This is a genomic window from Streptomyces sp. NPDC088553, from assembly GCF_044752965.1.
Classification (GTDB): domain Bacteria; phylum Actinomycetota; class Actinomycetes; order Streptomycetales; family Streptomycetaceae; genus Streptomyces.
This window is the reverse complement of record NZ_JBIVMG010000014.1, coordinates 80,138-99,653: the sequence shown is the minus strand read 5'-3', so window position 1 is coordinate 99,653 and position 19,516 is coordinate 80,138. Positions and strand designations below refer to the sequence as shown.

The window sequence follows — 19,516 nt, the reverse complement described above, 5'->3', positions numbered from 1 at the left end:
CCTCATGGACCTGAACATATCGACCCTCGCCGAGCGCCCCGAACTGGAAGGGCCGATGTGGGGCATGCGCGACCTCTGGCCCGAGTTCATGATGTACGACCCGGTGGGCTGGGCGAACATCGGGCGGATCGTGCGTGAGCTGCCGGAGTACGTGCTCGTCGCCACCGACGCCGAGGGCAAGGTCGTCGCCCGTGGCTTCAGCGTTCCCTTCCGTCTCGACGTGGACGGGCGCCGCGAGCTGCCCGCGCGCGGCTGGGACGAGGTGCTGCTCTGGGCGTTCTCCGACCTGAAGCACGGCCGCGAGGCCGACACCGTCAGCGCCATCGAGATCACGGTCGACACGAGCGCCCTGGGCCAGGGCCTCTCGCACCGGATGCTGGCCGCCATGCGGGACAACGCCAAGCGGCGCGGGTTCTCCGAGCTGGTCGCCCCGGTCCGTCCCAACGGCAAGCACCTGGAGGCCGCGTCCTCCATCCACGAGTACGCGTTCCGTACCCGGGAGTCCGACGGTCTGCCGCACGACGCCTGGCTGCGCGTCCATGTGCGCGCGGGCGGTGTCATCGAGGCGGTGGCCCCGGCCTCGATGACCGTCTCCGGCTCGGTCGAGCAGTGGCGCACCTGGACCGGTCTCCCCTTCGACGCGGACGGCCCGGTCGAGGTCGAGGGCGCGCTCGTGCCCGTCCACTGTGACGTCTCGCGCGGCTACGCGGTCTACGTCGAGCCCAACGTGTGGGTGCGGCACCGCACCTGAGGCGCCCGGGGGCCCGCCGGGGAGCGGGACCCCGGGGGTGATCTTCACGGCGGGGGATGTACCGTACGGCGTCCCCTGTCGTACACCCGTGCGCCCCGCTCCCGGAGTGCGCCTCCGTGAGAGGTCCAGCGAATCGTGAACCAGGCCGTCCGCTTGGAGAAGGGCGCGCAGTCCCCGCGCCCCAAGGAGCTGCCGGGCCGGCCGGCCCGGGTCGGGCTCGCGCTGGTGCCGCTGCTGAGTCTCGGTGTCCTCGGATTCGTTCCCTCGCTCACGCTCGCCCTGCGGCGCGGGACGCGGAACGACTGGCTCGCCGCGCTGCTGTTCACGGCCGCCTCGGTCGGCTGGTGCTTCCAGATCGCGCTGACGCCCGAGGAGACCCACGGCCTCGCGTACCTCCTCGACGTGCTGCTGCTCGCGACCTCCACCCTGGGTGCGGCGGCGCACTGCCTCACCGGCGGGGAGGCCGGCCGGTGAAGACCCGTCGTGCCTGGCGCGCCACCGAGCGGGAGGCGGCCAAGAGGGAGGCGGCGGAGTCCGGGGCGGCCCGGATTCCCGGGCTGCTCGCCGCCGGTGCGGGAGCGCTGCGCGGCCGGGCCGGCTGGGCCCTCGGCTCGGTCCTGGTCCTCGCCCTCGGTCTCGTCGGTGCCTGGCTGTTCGCCGGGTCGGAGAGCCGGGGCACCCCGCCCGACACCCGGGCCCGTGCCTATCAGGACTACGACGCCTGTCTGCTGACCGACGAGCGGGGCATCGTGACCGGGGCGCCGGCGGCCCCCGTCTGGGAGGGGATGCAGACGGCGTCCCTGGACAAGCACATCCGCGTGACGTTCGTGCCGGTGATGGGCGGGAAGTCGGTGGAGAACGCCCGCCCGTTCCTCAACGGTCTGCTGCAGCGGGACTGCGAGATCGTCGTCGCCTCGGGCGCTCCGCAGGTGGCGGCCGCCGAGGAGGCGGTGGAGAAGAACCCGGGGATCCGGTTCGTGACGGTCGGTGAGGCGGCCGGCACGGCCCACGGCAACCTGGTCCGGGTGGCGCCCGGTGCGTCCCTGAAGGACGACATCACGGCGACGGTGAAGCGGCTGGCCCGCGAGGGCTGACGGACCGGAAGATGTCCCGTCTGGGCGGCCCGGAGGGAGTTGTCCGGAAGGGTTCCCTCCATCGGGTAAAGCCGGAGTAAAGTTCGGCACCCTGGTGTGAACTGGTGATCCGTCATCGGGCAGGCTCGCGAAGCTTTGTAAGTATCGCGTTAGTAAAGGCTGGCCCATGCGTATACGCCGGGTCCGTAGCCCTCGCCTGTTCCCACCGGGTCGCACCGGTAGACGCAGGTTGAGGGCTACGGCTCTTTCCGTACTGATCTCCCTGTTCCTCATGCTCACCACCGAGTCGGCGCTCGCCGCGGGCGTCACGCTCGAACCGGTGAAGATGCCCAAGCTCTCCCTCTCCGGGCTGTGGAAGTGGGTGAGCGAGAGCCCTCTCGACACCCCTGACCAGCAGGGCGGCACGGCCCGCGGCAAGAGCCACGAGGCCTCCTCCGACGCCACGAGCCTTGAGGGCGAGGCCGGCCGCAAGCCCGGCAAGGGCAAGGGCGAGCTCCCGCTGTTCGAGCGGGAGACCGACGACCCCCCCGAGGTCCGCACCGGCAAGGCGCCGGGCGGTGCCAAGAGCTTCGACGCGCGCACCAGCAAGCGCGACGCGAGGAAGTCCGGCGCCACCTCGGACTACTACGTCAACGCCGACGGCTCGACCACCGTCCGCCACTACCCCGGCCGCACCAACTTCAAGGCCGCGGACGGCACGTGGAAGGCCATCGACACGAGCCTGACCGAGGACAAGGACGGACGTCTCCAGCAGACGGCCAACTCCCTCGACGTCGAGTTCGCGCCGACCGCCGCCGACAAGGCCCTCGCCTCCGTCGACTTCGGCAAGGGCCGCTCCCTCGCCTACGCCCTGCGGGACGCGGCGAAGACCGAGCCCACCGTCGACGCCGACGGCACCCTCACGTACGCCGGGGTCCTCCCCGACACCGACGTGCAGCTCGTACCGCTCGCCGAGGGCTTCAAGGAGAACGTCGTCCTGCGCTCCCCGCGGGCCGAGAACTCCTGGGTCTTCGCGCTCGACCTCAAGGGACTCACCCCCCGCGTCGCCGTCGACGGCGACGTGGAGTTCACCGACGCCGACGGCAAGGTCACCGCGACCATCCCGCACGCGTACATGGAGGACTCCAAGGTCGACCCGCGCTCCGGCGACCGCGCCCAGTCCCGGGCCGTCACCTACGAGCTGACGACCGTCGACGGCAAGGCCGACGGGCAGCCCGCCCTGCGGATGACCGCAGACCGCGCCTGGCTCGACGACCCCGCGCGCGTCTACCCGGTGACCGTCGACCCGACGGTGACCGCGTCGAACTCGACGTACACGCAGAACACCATCGGCGGGGACCACTCCACCGAGACCCAGATCAAGGTCGGCTCGTACGACTCGGGCACCAACAAGACCAACTCGTTCCTGCAGTTCAGCTCCCTCGGCACCGCGCTCGCGGGGCAGCGGGTCACCGCCGCCACCCTGAACGTGTACGCCCTGTGGTCCTCGACCTGCGCGGCCCAGTCGTTCTCGGTGCACCCGATCACGCAGTCGTGGACGCCGTCCGCCGTCACGGCGTACCCCGGCCCGTCCTTCGGCGCCGCGATCGGCACCGCCACCCCGGCGCCCGGAGCCTCCTGCTCCAACAGCTCCGGCTCGGCGAGCGTCGGCGTGCGCATGCCGGTCTCGCTCAGCACGACGTGGTTCAACAACGTCGCCGGCGGGGCCGCGAACTACGGTCTGGCGCTCACCGCGCCGACCAACGACATGCTCCACTGGAAGAAGTTCCACTCGGACAACGCGACGACGGCCGGCTTCCGCCCGGCCCTGGACCTGACCTACACGCCGAACTCGGCGCCGCAGATCAACGCCCAGTACCCGCCCGCCAACTTCCAGGCCAACACCCTCCAGCCGGAGCTGCTCGTCTACGCGAGCGACGCCGACAAGGGCCCCAGCCCCCTCTCCTACACCTTCGAGGTCTACGAGGGCGACGCCACCGGCACCCCCACGCTGGTGGCCACGTCCGGCACGATCGCCAAGGGCAGCTGGAAGGTTCCCGCCGGCAAGCTGAAGTGGTCGGAGAACTACGACTGGTACGTGGAGGCCAGCGACGGCACCTCGGCCGTCGTGGAAGGCAGCCGCTTCACCACGGCCGTGCCGCAGCCGCCGGTCACCTCGGGCCTGTCGATGAACACCGACGGGCACGAGTTCGACCCCTCGGACGGCAACTACACGACCGAGGACACCGACGCCGACGTGCCGGTGATCGGCCCGTCGCTGGAGATCGAGCGCTCCTACAACAGCCTCGACCCCCGCGTGGACTCCGCGTTCGGCGCCGGCTGGTCGACGATCGTCGACATGAAGGCCGTCGAGGCCAAGGACGGCAGCGGCGCCCTCACCAGCGTGATCATCACCTACCCGGGTGGTGAGCAGGTCGCCTTCGGCCGGAACTCGGACGGCACCTTCGTGCCCCCGCTGGGCCGCTACGCGCGCCTCGCGGCCGTCACCGGCGGCTACGCGCTCACCGACAAGGACTTCACGGAGTACGCCTTCACCCAGGCGACCGCGAAGGCCGGCACCTACGCGCTGAAGACCATCAAGGACTACTCGGGCCGTACCGAGACCTTCACGTACGACGCCAACAAGCGCCTCACGAAGATCACGAACGAGGTCTCCAAGCGGAACCTGGGCCTGACCTGGTACCAGCCGGCCTCGGCCACCGCCTGGCACGTCCAGACCGTCTACACCGACCAGTCCACGGTCGGCGACGCGAACTCGGCCCAGACCTGGCAGTACACCTACACCGGTGACCAGCTCACCAAGGTGTGCCCGCCGGCCGACTGGTCCAAGTGCACGACGTACACCTACGCCACCGGCAACCACTACCGCACCACGGTCCTCGACGCCGACCCGTTCGCCTACTGGCGGCTCGGCGAGACCTCGGGCACCGTCGCGAAGGACGCCCTCGACGCGAACCAGGGCCAGTACAACGGCACGTACAAGAACGTGACGCTGGGCGGGACGGGTCCCCTCGCGGGCTCCACCCAGAAGGCGGCCACCTTCAACGGCACCACCTCGTACGTCGAGATGCCGGCCGCGCCGGGCGCCACGCCCTCGTACACCTCCGTCTCGCTGTGGTTCAGGACGAGCACCGCCGGAGGCGTGCTCTTCTACTACGGCGACAAGCCCCTCAGCGACCCCGACCCGGTGGCCAACACCACGAAGAACACCCCCGCGGTGTACGTGGGCACCGACGGCAAGCTGCGCGGCTGCCTGGCCATGTCGCCGGGCTGCATGACGACGATCACGTCCACCCCGGTCGTCACCGACGGCAAGTGGCACAACGCCGTCCTGACCGGTGTCGCCAACAGCCAGACCCTGTACCTCGACGGTGCGGCGGTCGGCTCGCTCGGCGGCACCATCAACGACTGGGTGCAGCCGTACATCGCCCTCGGCGCCGGTGTGAACACCATGGGCTGGCCGGCGATGAACGCGGGCGACAAGCTCGGGCACTTCAACGGCCAGATGGCCGAGGTCGCGATCTTCTCCGAGCCGCTCTCGGCCGACGTGATCAAGACGCAGTACGACTCCGCCATCCGGCCGGCCGGACTGCTCCAGAAGATCACCACGCCCGGTCTGAAGACCCAGGCCTCGGTCGTCTACGACACCACCGACGACCGCGTCCTCCAGGCCACCGACGGCAACGGCGGCACCTGGAAGCTCAACCCGCCGACCATCACCGGCTCGTCCCAGGTCTACCGCTCCGCCGTCCTGGGCTCCGCCCCGGCCGGCTACTGGCGCCTGGACGACACCCAGGGCGCGGCGCAGGCCGCGAACCAGGTGAACACCGGCTTCGGCACGTACAACAACGTCATCCAGGGCGCCGAGGGCCCCTTCGGTCCGGGTGACGCGAGCGCGTCGACGTTCGACGGGTCCACCTCCTTCGCCGAGGTGCCGTACGGCCCGCTGCACGCCAAGGCCGACCGCTCGGTCGAGCTGTGGTTCAAGACCGCGGCGCCCGGCGTCATCATGAGCGACCAGAGCGTCGCCCCGAACAACCCGGGCGGAGTCACCGGCAGCTGGAGCAACCTGCTCTACGTCGGCGCGGACAGCAAGCTGCACGGCCACTGGTGGAGCTCCACCTGCAACGGCGCGGCGACCCTCGGCTCCACGGGCACGGTCACGGACGACAAGTGGCACCACGCCGTCCTGTCGGCCACCGGCACCACCCAGACGCTCTACCTCGACGGCGTCAGCCAGGGCACCTGCACCGGCGCCCCGAACGACCAGACGACCTCGCGGACGTTCGTCGGCGCCGGCTTCGGCACCAACTGGTACAGCTCGCCGGGTGGCGTCAGCTACTTCACCGGCTCCGTCGCCGAGGTCGCGGTCCACGCCAAGGGCCTGACCGACGCGGACGTGGCGACGCACTGGTCGGCCTACAAGGCGTCCTCCGGCATCGCCCCGGTCAAGACGGTGAAGCTGACCACCCCGACGGACAGGACCCTCACCTACGTGTACGACGCCGAGATGGGCAACCGCCTGCTCGCCGCGATCGACACCGAGGGCGACCGCACCACCTACGGGTACGACACCGGCGGCTTCCTCCACACCATCACGGACGCCAACGGCAACCGCTCGATCACCGGCCACGACGTGCGCGGCAACGCGGTCTCCCAGACCGTCTGTCAGGACACGAAGGCCAACAAGTGCTCGACGGAGTACTACACGTACTACCCGGACGCGACCACGGCCTTCCCGCCGATGGACCTGCGGAACGACCTGCTGCTCACCGAGCGGGACGGCCGTTCCACCGGACCGGCCGACAACGCGTACCTGACCAGCTACGCGTACGACGCCGGCGGCAACCTGCTGTCGGTGACGACGCCGCCCGTGGCCGGTCACCCGAACGGCCGGACCGCGAGCACCACGTACACCACCGCCACCACCCCGGCGGCGGAGGGCGGCGCGGCGGTGACGCCGGCGGGGCTGGTGGCGCAGGTCACCACGCCGGGCGGCCGGAGGACGACGTACACGTACTACGCCAACGGCGACCTGGCGCGGATCACCGACGCCAACGGCGCCACGGTGACGTACACGTACGACAACCTCGGCCGTGAGATCTCCAAGACGGAGATCTCGGACGCCAATCCGGCCGGCATCGTCACGAGCCAGACGTACGACAAGAACGACCAGGTCCTGACCGAGACCACGCCGGCCGTCACCAACCGGGTGACGGGCGCGAAGCACCAGGCCAGGACCACCACGGCGTACGACCCGGACGGCAACATCCTGTCCCAGAGCGTCGTCGACCTCACCGGCGGCGACACCGCGCGCGTGACGTCGATGACGTACAACGCGAACAATCTGCTGGCGAGCAGGACGGACCCGGGCGGCGACACCACGTCGTTCGAGTACGACGCCTACGGCAACAAGGTGAAGGAGACCGATCCCGCGGGCACGGTCAACACCTACACCTTCGACGCCGAGGGCCGGCCTCTCGTCACCAGCCTGCTGAACCACACCGGCGATCCGTTCAACCCCTCGCCGGCGACCACCCTCGTCCAGGAGTCCCGGGCCTACGACCCGGCCGGCCGCCTCGCGTCGATCACCGACTCGATGGGCTGGCAGACGGCGTACACCTACACCGACGACGGTCTGTCGGCCTCCGTGGTCCGCAAGGACCCGGCGACCGGCAAGTCCTTCACGGAGCAGGCGAACACCTACGACGCCGCCGGCAACCTGGTCGAGCAGGTCACCAACGACGGGCAGACCCGCACCACCTTCACCGTCGACGCGGCCGACCGCACGGTGTCCGAGATCCTCGACCCCAACGGGCTCGCCAGGACCACGCACACCGCCTACGACCCCGACGACAACGTGGTGACCGAGACGGACCGCGACCCGGCGACGGGTGACGTGTCCACCACGGACACGCGGTACGACGCCCTGGGCAACATCACCGGCACCACCATCCACGACGGCACCACGGCTCCGGTGGCCCGCTACAAGCTGGACGAGACCACGGGCTTCGGCCTCGCGGACTCCTCCGGCGCCAACAACACCGGTACCCATGGCACCGGGATGCACTGGAACATCGACCGGAGCGGCAGCGGGGCCTTCGACGGTGACGTCAACTCCTGGGCGCAGGCGCCGGGTCCCGTCGTGAACACGGCGGGCAGCTTCACGGTCTCCGCGTGGGCCAAGCTGTCCGACCTGACCACGGGCCGCACGGTGCTGTCGCAGGACGCGGGCAGTGTGTACGGCTTCGTGCTGTACTACGCGGCCAACACCGGCTGGGCGTTCGCCCGGCCGCGTACGGACGCGCTGCCCCTCGCCTACGACCGGGCGGTCTCCGCTCCGTCGGCGGCGGTCGCCGGTGCCTGGACCCACCTGGTCGGCATGTACGACGCGCAGGCGTCCAAGCTGCGGCTGTACGTCAACGGCACGCTCGCCCAGGAAGTCGCGGTCTCGGGCAACTGGGAGGCGACCGGTCCGTTCCAGATCGGCCGTCACAAGATGGGCGCCGGGAACTACGACTACGAGTTCAAGGGCGGTATCGACGACGTCCAGGTCTACAGCGAGGCGCTGACCGCGGCGCAGGTCACCGCCGTCAAGGGCGGCACCCTGCCGGCGGCCGGCAGCTCGGTCCGCACGACCACGTGGAAGCTGGACCAGCGCGGTCTGCCGATGTCCCAGACGGACACCTCGGGCAACGTCACGGACTACGGCTACGACGAGCTCGGGCAGCAGACGTCGGTCACCGAGCCCGCGGTGATGACGGAGCAGAACGGCGGGACTCCGGTCTCGGTCCGCCCGGTGACGATGTCCGGGTACAACACCTTCGGTGAACCGACCGAGATATCGGACCCGCTCGGCAACGTCACGACGACGGCGTACGACGCGGAGGGCCAGGAGGCGTCGGTCACGACGCCTCAGTACCTGGCTCCGGGTGCCTCGGCCCCGGTCACGGCCACGTCCTACAACGAGTACAACGAGCTCGGACAGGTCACGGCCGAGGTCGACCCGCTGGGCAACCGCACCACCTACTCGTACACGCAGCTGGGCGACCTCGCCTCGGTCACCGAGCCGGGCGGCGGTACGACGAAGTACACGTACGACACGAACGGCGACCAGCTGTCGGCCACCCGGCCGAACGGCGCCCGCCAGGAGAGCACGTACGACTATCTGGGCCGCGAGCTGACCAGCACGGACATCGTGCGCCAGCCGACCCAGCGGGCGTACACGGCGATCAACGAGTACAACGCGCCGGGCGGCGAGCTCTCGCGCGTCGTCTCGCCGAACGGTGTGAGCCAGTCGTACAAGTACAACGCGCTGGGCGAGATGACGGAGGTCACCGACTCCGCCGGAAGCGTCTCGCGCTTCGTGTACGACATGGACGGCCGGCCGCTCCTGTCCACGGACCCCGACGGCACCAGCACCCGCAACACGTTCGACGGCTTCGGCCAGCTGGTGAAGACCGAGGACCTGGACGCGACGGGCGCCGTGCTGCGGACCGCCCGTACGTCGTACGACCGGATGGGCAACGCGGTCTCGGTGACGGACTACCGTCAGCACACCAAGACCCTCACGTACGACGCGGCGGGCCAGATCACGAAGGCGGTCGAGCCGGTCTCCGCGACCGAGTCGATCACCTCGACCTTCGGCTACGACGCCGCGGGCAACCGGACCCGGTTCACCGACGGACGGGGCAACCCGTTCCTGACGACGTACAACACGTGGGGCATGCCGGAGAGCGTGGTCGAGCCGTCGACCCCGACCCACCCGAACGTCGCGGACCGGACCTTCACGGCCGTCTACGACCTCGCCGGGCGGGTGAAGGAGTCCCGGTCCCCGGGCGGGGTGACGAACTCCTTCGAGTACGACGTGAAGAGCCGCCTCGTCAAGCAGACGGGTACGGGTGCGGAGGCCGCCACGGCCGACCACACCTACACCTATGACGAGGACGACCGTCTGACGGCCGTCGCGGGCCTCGGTACGGAGAAGAACACCTTCTCCTACGACGACCGCGGTCTTCTCCTGACGGCCACCGGTCCCTCGGGTGCCTCGTCCTTCGCCTGGAACGGCGACGGTGCGATGACCACCCGGACGGACGCCGCCGGCACGTCGACGTACGGCTACGACACCGCCGGTCGTCTCAAGACGACCAACGACGGTGCCACCGGCACGACGATGACGTACGACTACGACGTCAACAGCAACGTCAAGTCGGTCGGTTACGGCACGGGCAAGGCGAAGCGCAGCTTCGGCTACGACAAGCTGCAGCGTCTGACCAGCGACACGCTGACGTCCCCGACGGGCAAGACGCTCTCGTCCGTCACCTACGGGTGGGACGAGAACGACAACATGGCGTCGAAGACGACGGCCGGCGTCGTGGGTGCCTCCGCCAACACGTACACGTACGACTGGGCCGACCGCCTGGCGTCCTGGAACAACGGGACGACGACGGAGGTCTACGGCTACGACGCGTCCGGCAACCGCACCCGGGTGGGTGGCGACACCTACACCTACGACGCCCGGAACCGGCTGACGTCGGACGGCCACAGCTCGTACACGTACACCGCGCGCGGCTCGCTGAGTTCCGTGACGGACGATGCCAGCCGTGTCACGAACATGAAGACGGACGCCTTCAACCGGGTGATCCAGGAAGGTGACCGCACCTACACCTACGACGGTTTCGACCGGGTCCTGACCGCCAACGAGGACGGTGCGGCGATCCACACCTTCCAGTACAGCGGCACGGACAACGACGTGGCCTCGGACGGTGTGTCCACCTACAGCCGGGACGCGGACGGCTCCGTCGTCGGCGTGAAGAGCGCGGTCACCGCGGTACTGGCCCTCACGGACCTGCACACCGACGTGATCGCCCAGTTCACCGCCTCCGGTGAGGCGCTGGCCGGGTCGACGACCTACTCGCCCTTCGGCAAGGTCGTCCAGTCCTCGACGATGGCCGGCGCGCTCGGCTACCAGTCGGGGTGGACCGACCCGCAGACGGCCAAGGTCAACATGGCCGCGCGCTGGTACTCGCCGGAGACCGGGCAGTTCGGCAACCGGGACACGGCGAGCAACTCGCCCCTTCCCGACTCGGTGAACGCGAACCGGTACGCGTACGCGAACGGCAACCCGATGACGGGTGTCGACCCGACGGGCCACTGGTTCGACTCCATCAAGAAGGCCTTCAAGAAGGTCACCAAGAAGGTCACGAACGTCGCGAAGTCGACGTACCACAAGGCGAAGGCGGTCGTCAAGACGGCTGCCAAGGTCGTCAAGAAGGCCGCCAAGGCCGTCAAGAAGGCCGCCAAGAAGGTGGTGAAGCGGGCGAAGCGGGTCGTCAGAAAGGCGGTCCGGTATGTCGCCGACAGCGTCAAGAAGGTCAAGAGATACGTCAAACGCGTGTACAAGCGTGTGAAGCGTGTCGTCCACAAGGTCGTCAAACACGTCAAGAAGGCCGTGCGGAAGGTCGCCAAGGCGGTCAAACACGTGGCCAAGAAGGTGGTCAAGGCAGCCAAGAAGGTCGGTAAAGCCGTCAAGAAGGCTGCGAAGGCGACAGCCAACTTCGTCAAGCAGCACGCCTCGACCATCGCCTCGGTGGCCACGGGCATCGCCGTCTTCGCGGGCTGCACCGCGCTGACCGCCGGTGTCGGCGCCATCGGCTGCGCCGCCCTCGCGGGTGCCGCGGCCAACGGCGTGGGCTACATGATGAACGACGGTCCGAAGTCCGTCGGCGGCTTCCTCGGCGCGGTCGCCATCGGCGCCGTCACCGGTGCGGCCGGTGGCGTCGGTGGCCGTCTCGCGGCGAGCGCCGCGGGCAAGCTGCTCTCCGGCACGGCCGGCAAGATCGCGACGAACGTCGCGGAGAGCGCCGGTGAGGAAGCCCTCACGGGCGCGGTCGAGTACGGCACCTCCTGTGTGAACAGCGAGGAGGGCTGCTCGGTCGCCGGAGCCGCGAAGGCGGCGACGATCGGTGCCGTCATGGGCGGCGCGTTCGGTGCCAAGGGCAAGGGCAACGGCCCGAAGTCGAAGGCGTCCGCGGGCGACAGCTCCGGCCCCGGCTGCCCGATCCGCCGGGCCGGCACGCCGCACAGCTTCACGGGCAAGACCCCGGTCCTGATGGCGGACGGCAAGACCAAGGAGATCTCCAAGGTCAAGGCGGGCGACAAGGTCCTCACGGCCGAGCCCGGCAAGAAGACCAAGGAGGTGCACCAGGTCAAGAAGGTGATCGTCACCCAGACCGACCGCGACTACGTCGACGTCACCATCGTCGCGAAGGCCGGCCGCAAGACGATCGAGACCACCAGGCACCACCAGTTCTACGAGTCCACCCGCAACTCCTGGACGCAGGCGGGCGACCTCAAGGTCGGCCAGAAGCTCCAGAACGGCGAGGGCGCCCCGGCGGCCGTCGTCGGACTGAAGTCGTACCAGGCGGATCGCGTCACGTACGACCTCAGCGTCGAGGGCCTGCACACGTACTTCGTGTTCGCGGGCGACCAGATCCAGGCGGTCGACAAGAGCGCCGCGGTCCTGGTCCACAACTGCGGTGGCAGCAACCCGGCTCACTCGCCCACGTGCACCTGCGCGGCCGGAAACCAGCCGCGCATGGCGAACGGGAACATGGGTTCCAACCCGAACCCGAACCCGAGCCGGCTCAACCGCGACAACCAGTACCCGTCGGGATACTGGGCGGACACCCACCGGGAAATGGAGAGGAATTGGAAGGACAGCGACGGTAATTGGCTGGACAACGACGGTAATATCGTTCCGGACGACGAGCTGACGTACGAGCACACGTACGCGGTCGTCGACCATTGGAACGCCGAGGGGTACAACCAAAGCAAAAGCCAGCGCGCGAAGTTCTTCAATGACGCATCCAAAATGCATCCGATGCGCCGGAAGGCCAATTCGAGTGGCGGTGGTAAAATGAAGGCGCGTTATCGGCAGGACACGGGTCCCAACTACTCGAATTAAAGGAGACCGAGGGTGGCATTTGATGTGGAGCAGGCCGTGCGGGAAATTCCGAAGGTTGAGGAATTTCCCGGCCTCGCGCGCGCGTGGCGCTGGTCGCCCATGTTCCGGTTCGTGTTCTCGCTGGCGATGAACACGGAGGGGACGCGCATCTATCAGGTGAACGCCCGAGACTCCTTCGACGAGGACCTGGCCCGGGCGGTGCTCACGTTCGCGCGTGAGCACCGTGCCGGGCTCGGGGAGAACCCCCGCCCGTTCGAGGTCGTTCCCGGGTTCTCCCACCCCGGGTACGACTTCGACGCCGTGGTGGCCATCCAGCCCGAGATCCACGGCTACTACGTGGGCCGGAACGAGGAGCTCAACGAGGTCGTGGTCGGGGTCTTCCCGGCGTACGTCCGGGAGTTCTCCGGGAACGAGACGCCCGAGGAGGCGTTCTTCCGCTTCAAGCGGATGCTGAACGCGGCGGACATGACCCGCGAGGCCGCTCCGTTCCTCCGGATGAGGTTCGACAACACGAGGACCGGCGGAGGAAGCGAAGGCGACCTCCGTGGCTTCACCACCCCCGACGTGCTGCTCCGGGAGCTGGAGCTCCTGGAGGGCGCGCCCGGCAGCTTCGTGGAGTACGAGAACCGTCACGGGCGGGTCCGGCGTATCGAGTGGAACGGCTCGTGGACCGTCGACGGCGAGGCCCGGGAGCACGCGCCGGCCCCCGCCGAGGTCCTGGAGGACCTGAACTGACCCCGGCGGCCGTCCGGCCGCCGGTCGCGTCCCGCCGAGAACGCGTCCTGCCGAGAACGCGGCTGCTGAGGGCGGATCCCGCTGAGCACGAGGGCCGTCCATCCGGGAACACCGGGTGGGCGGCCCTCGTGCTGTGCCGCGCCCCGCACCGGTGGTGCCTCAGCCCGCCTTCACCCAGTCCCCGCACGTCGTCGTCTTGAAGTAGCCGTCCGTCGCCGAGACCTTCACGAGGGCCGTGCCCGTCGCGTTGTCGTTCGCCAGGATCGAGTCCGTGCCGTGGCTCGCGTCCTTCGCGCGCTCCCAGTAGCACTCCGCGTCCTTGTTGCCCGTCGACCTGTACGTGCCCGGGGCGATGTCGACGCCCACCTTGAACATGCCGCCGTCGCCCTTGAGGGTCGCCGCGGGCGTGCCCTTCGCCTTCGCGTCGACGGCCTCCCAGGTGCCGCAGCCCGAGGACTTGAAGAGCTTGTCCGAGGCCTTGATCTCGACGTACGACGTGCCCGTCACGTTGTCGTTGGCGAGGATCGAGTCCGGGTCGCCCGAGGCGTTCCTCGCGCGCTCCCAGTAGCAGCCGGCGTCCTTGTTGCCCGTGGAGCGGTAGAGGCCGGGCTTCACGTCGGCGCCCACCTCGAAGTCCCCGTCGCCGTCGATCGTGACGGCCTTCTTCTCGGGGGCCTTGGACTCGGGGGCCTTCTTGTCGCCGCCCTGCTTCGCGGGCTGCTCCTGCCGCGCTCCCGCCTTGGAGGGCGCGGTGTCGCCGTCCCCGCCTCCGCCCATCGCCGCGCCGATCGCGATGACCGCGACGACGGCGCCGGTGGCGGTGAGGACCTTGTGGCGGGCGAACCAGTTGCGCTGCTGCTGAGACATGGCTGTGGCACCTTCCGGGCGCTGTGAGGGCTCCGCTTTCGGGACTCCGTGTTCCGATGGAGTAATCACAGCAGAGACTGTGAACCGAGTCAACACGGTTCACGAGCCTTGAGTCGGATCACGCCGTGAATCGGTTCGGGAGCTATGCTCGATGTGTTCACACACGTACGAGGGGAGACGGACAGGTGCCCGAAGACAGCACGGCAGAGGTCACCGCCGCCGGTATCGCCCGGCTCGCCGGGGTCGGCAGGGCCGCCGTCAGCAACTGGCGCCGGCGCCACGCCGACTTCCCCAAGCCCGTCGGCGGCACCGAGACCAGCCCCTCCTTCTCCCTGGCGGACGTCGAGCAGTGGCTCCGCGACCAGGGCAAACTCGCCGAAGTGCCGCTCCGTGAGCGCGTGTGGCAGCAGCTCGCAGGCCACCCCTCCGGCACCGTCGCCGGCCTCGTGCAGACCGGCTGCGTCCTGCTCCTCCTCCGCGCCCGCCCCGGCGCCTGGCCCGAGCTGGCCGCGCTCCCCGACGACCGCCTCGGCGCACTCCTGCCCGGTGTCTTCGAAGAGGTCCTCACCACCCGCTTCGGCCTGCCCAGGTCCGTTCACACCCCGACCCCGGCCGACACGCTCCCTTCCGTGCCCCTGCTCCGCGCCGCCGTCGAGCTGGCCGTCGAGCTGGGCGGCGCCCGGCAGGCCTTCGAGTTCCTGCTCGGCCGCCACCTCGACGCCAACCCCCGCCAGTACACGCTCACGCCGCCCCCGCTGGCCGAGCTCATGGCGGCCCTCGCCGCCGCCGCGGCCCCCGAGGGCCGTTCCGTCGCCACCGTCCTCGACCCGGCCTCCGGCACCGGCGGCCTGTTGCGCGCCGTCCCGCACCCCACCGCGCTCTACGCGCAGGACGCCGACCCCGACATGGCCGCCCTCTCGGCCCTCCGGCTCGCCCTCCACGGCGACGCCGACATCCGCGCCGCCATCGGCGACACCCTCCGCGCCGACGCCTTCCCGACCCTGAACGTCGACGCGGTCCTGTGCCACCCCCCGTTCAACGAGCGGGCCTGGGGCCACGACGAACTCGCCTACGACCCCCGCTGGGAGTACGGCTTCCCGGCCCGCACCGAGTCCGAGCTGGCCTGGGTGCAGCACGCCCTCGCCCGGCTCCGCGACGGCGGCGCCGCCGTCCTCCTCATGCCGCCCGCCGTCGCCTCCCGCCGCTCCGGCCGCCGCATCCGCGCCGACCTGCTGCGCCGCGGCGCCCTCCGGGCCGTCGTCGCCCTCCCGGCCGGCGCCGCGCCCCCGTACGGCATCCCGCTCCACCTCTGGGTCCTCGTACGCCCCGGAGCCGACCGGCCCCCGGCGGAGACCCTGTTCGTGGACACCGCCGGGCTCGTCCCGGACGCAGGCCGCGACAAACTCCCCTGGACCACCCTGCGGAACACCGTGCTCGACGCCTGGGCCGGCCGCGGCGGCGAGGAGTCCGTCGCCCGCGCCGTCCCCGTCATCGAACTCCTCGACGACGAGGTCGACCTCGCCCCCGCCCGCTATCTCACCGCCCCCGCCGCCGGCGGCACGGCCCCCGAACTCGCCGCTGTCCGCGACCGCCTGGACGAGACCCTGCGCCGCACCCAGGGCCTCGCCCCCACCCCCGTCCCCGCCCGCCCCGCGCCCCGCCCCCTCACCACCGTCGGCGAACTCGCCCGCACCGGCGCCCTCCAGCTCCGCACGGGCGGCTCGGGCACGGCCCCCGCCGGCGGCGGGGCGCCCGTCCTCACCGAGCACGACGTCCTGTCCGGCGGCGCGCCCTCCGGCACCCTCCCCGCCGGCGGCGGCCCGGGCGAGGGGGGCGAGGAGCCCGTCCTCGTCACCGAGGGCGATGTCGTCGTCCCCGTCCTCGGCGGCGGCTCCGTCGCCCGGGTCGTGGACGCCGCCACCGCCGGCGCGGCCCTCGGCCGCAACCTCCAGCTCCTGCGGCCCGAACCGGCCGCCCTCGACCCCTGGTTCCTCGCCGGATTCCTGCGCGGCACCGCCAACAACCGGCAGGCCAGCAGCTTCGCCTCGACCGCGACCCGGCTCGACGTACGCCGTCTCCAGCTGCCCCGGCTGCCCCTGGCCGACCAGCGCCGCCACGGCGCCCACTTCAAGTCGCTCGCCGAGTTCGAGGAGGCCCTGCGGCTCGCCGCCCGCCTCGGCGAGCAGCTGGTCCAGGGGCTGTACGACGGTCTCGCGGACGGAAGTGTGGAGCCCGCGTGAAGGCCGTCATACTCTCTTGGTCCGACATGGTCCGATCGACCGCAGAGGCCTGATCGTCCGTCCTGGGGGAGTGTCGAATGTACGGTCAGGTGCCCACACCCGCACCCGCGCCGCCGCGTGCCACCGGCCCGACGGCGGCGACGATCACCGTCCGCGTCCTCATCACGGTCCTGGTGGTCCTGTCGCTCGGCTTCCTCGCGTGGGTCGCCATGCTCCGGATCGCGATCATGCGGCGCACCGGGCGCGACTGGGCGTTCTTCTGGGCCCAGTTGGCGCTGAACATCGGGTGCGTAATGCCGCTGGAGCAGCGCTTCGCCGACACCTGGATGAACACCACGGGCATGATCGTGCTGCTCGTCCAGATGGCGCTCGTGACCTGCTACTTCCTGGTGGTCGACATCCGCCACCACCAGCCGGCGCCGGTCGTCGTCATGGTCCCGTCCCCGCACCCGTCGCCGCAGGCGTACCCGTACGGCATGCCCGGGTACGCGACGCCGGGGTACGGCTACCCGCCCGCCGCCGTCACGGCCCCGGGCCCGGGGCCGGCCCCGAGCCCGTACGTCCCCGTCCCGCCCCCCGGTCAGGCCGCCCCGCCGCCCCTGCCCGGTCACGCCCCCCGCATCGACCAGGTCCGCGCCGAGCTCGACGAGCTCAGTGACCTGCTCCGGCAGACCGGGGAAAACGACGGTCGGGCATGAACGGGCGGGTGATCGGCGGGCGTTACGAGCTCGCCACCGTCATCGGGCAGGGCGGCATGGGCCAGGTCTGGACGGCGTACGACCGCAGGCTCGACCGCCGGGTCGCGGTGAAGCTGCTCCGGCCTGCCACCATGACGGGCCCGTCCACCGCCGCCGACGAGCTGCGCCGCCGCTTCGTGCGCGAGTGCCGGGTGACCGCGCACGTCGACCACCCCGGCCTCGTCACCGTCCACGACGCGGGCAGCGAGGGCGAGGACCTGTACCTCGTCATGCAGTACGTGGCGGGCGCCGACCTCGCCGACCACCTCGCCGAGCACGACCCGTACCCCTGGGAGTGGGCGGTCGGCGTCGCCGCGCAGCTGTGCGCCGTGCTCGCGGCCGTCCACGCCGTACCGATCGTGCACCGCGACCTCAAGCCGCGGAACGTGATGGTCCGTCCCGACGGGTCCGTCATCGTCCTCGACCTCGGCGTCGCCTCCGTCCTGGACAGCGACACCACCCGCCTCACCCACACCGGTGAGCCCATCGGCAGCCCCGCCTACATGGCGCCCGAGCAGGCCATGGGCGGCGCCGTCGGACCCTCCACCGACCTGTACGCGCTCGGTGCGCTGCTGCACGAACTCCTCAGCGGCAACGTGCCCTTCGCCGGGTCCACCGCGCTCGGTGTCCTCCACCGCCATCTGTACGAGCCTCCCGTGCCGCTCCGTCAGCTGCGGCCCGAGGTCCCCGAGCCCCTCGAAGCGCTCGTCCTCCGGCTGCTCGCCAAGGACCCGCGGGAGCGGCCGTCCGGCGCGCACGAGGTGTACGAGCGGCTGCTTCCGCTGCTCCCCGCGCGCGGGGTCCCGGCCGGGCCGATGGACCCGACCAGGCCGTTCCTCCGCCCGCACGCGCCCTGGCCGGACCGCCCGGCGGCGGTGGCCGCGCCGGTCGAACCTGTCGCACCCGTCGCGCCGGCCGTTCCGGCGCAGGCGCCGCCGCCTCTGCCCGTGACCGCTCCCGGGGGCGATCCGAGGGCCTCGTATCCGCGGCCGGCCCCGACCGCCCCCGCGCCCCCGGCGTCCCCCGCCCCCGCCCGCCCCGACGTCGCCGGCGCCGTAGACGAGGTCAAGCGGCTGCTGGGGGAGGGGGCGCTCACCCAGGCCGTCGACATGCTCGGCGGGATCCTGCCCGCCGCCGCGGCCGAGCACGGCGAGCGGTCGCCGGTCGTCCGCATCCTGCGCAAGCAGTACGCGTCCACGCTGATGGACGACGGCCAGTACCGGCGTGCGCTGCCCGAGTTGCGCCGCCTCGCGGCGGACCGCGACGCGGAGGCCGGGCCGGCGGATCCGCAGGCTCTTCAATTCCGTTATGACGTCGCCCTGTGCCTGGAGCAGCTGGGGGAGACGGCCGCCGCGCTCGCGGAGTTCCGTGCGGTCCTGCCGTACTACGAGGGCGATCCGGCCCGTGCCTTCGACATCCGGCAGCGGATCGCGCTGCTCCTCGTGGCGACGGGGGAGCACACCGCCGGGCGGGACCAGCTCCAGCGGCTGCTGTTCGACGCGGAGCGCGCGTTCGGTCCGTATCACCCGCTTCCGGCGGAGTTGAGGCGGGTGCTGGAGCATCAGCGTCAGCTGGGACCGCGCTCCTGACGGAGCGCCAGAGTCACGACTCGACAACTGATCGGTCAATGGATCTCCTTGATCCTTTTTGCCCTTTTTGGCGCATGTAGCGTTCGCGTCAGATCATGTTCACGTCCCCAAGGAATCCCTCATGACGACGCCGCCCGCGCCCTTCACCCCCGAGCAGCCCGCCGCTCCGGAGCAGCCCGCCCCCGCGAAGAAGGGCAGCCGCATCCTGAAGAAGGTCGGCGGTGTCGTCCTCGCGATCGCCCTCGCCCTCGCCGTGAAGCTCGGTCTGCCGTACCTCACCGGCGACGCCCCCGTGCACGCCAAGGCCGGCGAGTGCGTCACCGTGACGGGCCCGGACAACGACCCCAAGGTCGACACCACGGACTGCTCCTCGGGCAAGGCCGACCTGTTCAAGGTCGTCAAGGTCATCGACGACACCTTCGACGTGAACCAGTGCGGCGCGGAGCTCTCGGCGCTCGCGCAGCAGCTCGAGTCGGACAAGTTCGTGCTGTGCCTGGAAGAGGTCCCCGCGAAGTAGTTCGCGCGCACCCGCACGTC

Annotated in this window: 10 protein-coding genes; 9 read left to right on the top strand and 1 reads right to left on the bottom strand. The window is 70.7% G+C overall.

The window, feature by feature from the left end; all coding sequences use genetic code 11:
- Positions 1 to 4: 4 nt before the first annotated feature.
- From ACIP8Z_RS34705 to ACIP8Z_RS34685, 5 genes are all read left to right on the top strand, one after another.
- Complete coding sequence (locus ACIP8Z_RS34705) at positions 5 to 751, top strand: N-acetyltransferase (RefSeq protein WP_402090522.1); 747 nt, start codon at positions 5 to 7, stop codon at positions 749 to 751.
- Between the two features lie 135 nt (positions 752 to 886).
- Positions 887 to 1,225 carry a hypothetical protein gene (locus ACIP8Z_RS34700; RefSeq protein ID WP_402090520.1) on the top strand — a complete coding sequence of 113 codons (339 nt, stop codon included), beginning with the start codon at positions 887 to 889 and terminating at the stop codon, positions 1,223 to 1,225.
- On the top strand, positions 1,222 to 1,845 hold the full coding sequence (locus tag ACIP8Z_RS34695; RefSeq protein ID WP_402090518.1) for a BMP family ABC transporter substrate-binding protein: 624 nt from the start codon (positions 1,222 to 1,224) through the stop codon (positions 1,843 to 1,845). Before ACIP8Z_RS34700 ends, ACIP8Z_RS34695 begins: the two co-directional genes overlap by 4 nt.
- A gap of 271 nt (positions 1,846 to 2,116) precedes the next feature.
- The gene (locus ACIP8Z_RS34690) at positions 2,117 to 12,811 is read left to right on the top strand and encodes a LamG-like jellyroll fold domain-containing protein (protein ID WP_402090516.1); all 10,695 of its coding nucleotides are present in this window, start codon (positions 2,117 to 2,119) and stop codon (positions 12,809 to 12,811) included.
- Between the two features lie 12 nt (positions 12,812 to 12,823).
- A complete protein-coding gene (locus tag ACIP8Z_RS34685) occupies positions 12,824 to 13,546 on the top strand; it encodes a hypothetical protein (RefSeq protein ID WP_402090514.1) in 723 nt (240 codons plus the stop codon).
- 159 nt (positions 13,547 to 13,705) lie between these two features.
- Here ACIP8Z_RS34685 and ACIP8Z_RS34680 read toward each other — a convergent pair whose 3' ends face one another.
- Positions 13,706 to 14,413 carry a hypothetical protein gene (locus ACIP8Z_RS34680; protein WP_402090512.1) on the bottom strand — a complete coding sequence of 236 codons (708 nt, stop codon included), beginning with the start codon at positions 14,411 to 14,413 and terminating at the stop codon, positions 13,706 to 13,708.
- 185 nt (positions 14,414 to 14,598) lie between these two features.
- Here ACIP8Z_RS34680 and ACIP8Z_RS34675 point away from each other — a divergent pair, with 185 nt between their 5' ends.
- The 4 genes from ACIP8Z_RS34675 to ACIP8Z_RS34660 all read left to right on the top strand — a co-directional run bounded on the left by ACIP8Z_RS34675 (position 14,599) and on the right by ACIP8Z_RS34660 (position 19,496).
- Entirely contained in the window at positions 14,599 to 16,653 is a 2,055-nt protein-coding gene (locus ACIP8Z_RS34675; RefSeq protein WP_402090510.1) for an N-6 DNA methylase, read from the top strand.
- 77 nt (positions 16,654 to 16,730) lie between these two features.
- Positions 16,731 to 17,351, top strand: a complete 621-nt coding sequence (locus ACIP8Z_RS34670) for a hypothetical protein (protein WP_402090509.1) — start codon at positions 16,731 to 16,733, stop codon at positions 17,349 to 17,351.
- Positions 17,348 to 18,979, top strand: coding sequence for a protein kinase (locus ACIP8Z_RS34665; RefSeq protein WP_402090507.1), 1,632 nt, complete (start codon positions 17,348 to 17,350; stop codon positions 18,977 to 18,979). Before ACIP8Z_RS34670 ends, ACIP8Z_RS34665 begins: the two co-directional genes overlap by 4 nt.
- Before the next feature lie 121 nt (positions 18,980 to 19,100).
- Positions 19,101 to 19,496 (top strand): hypothetical protein, encoded by a 396-nt coding sequence (locus ACIP8Z_RS34660; protein ID WP_402090505.1) that lies wholly within the window; start codon positions 19,101 to 19,103, stop codon positions 19,494 to 19,496.
- Positions 19,497 to 19,516: the final 20 nt, after the last annotated feature.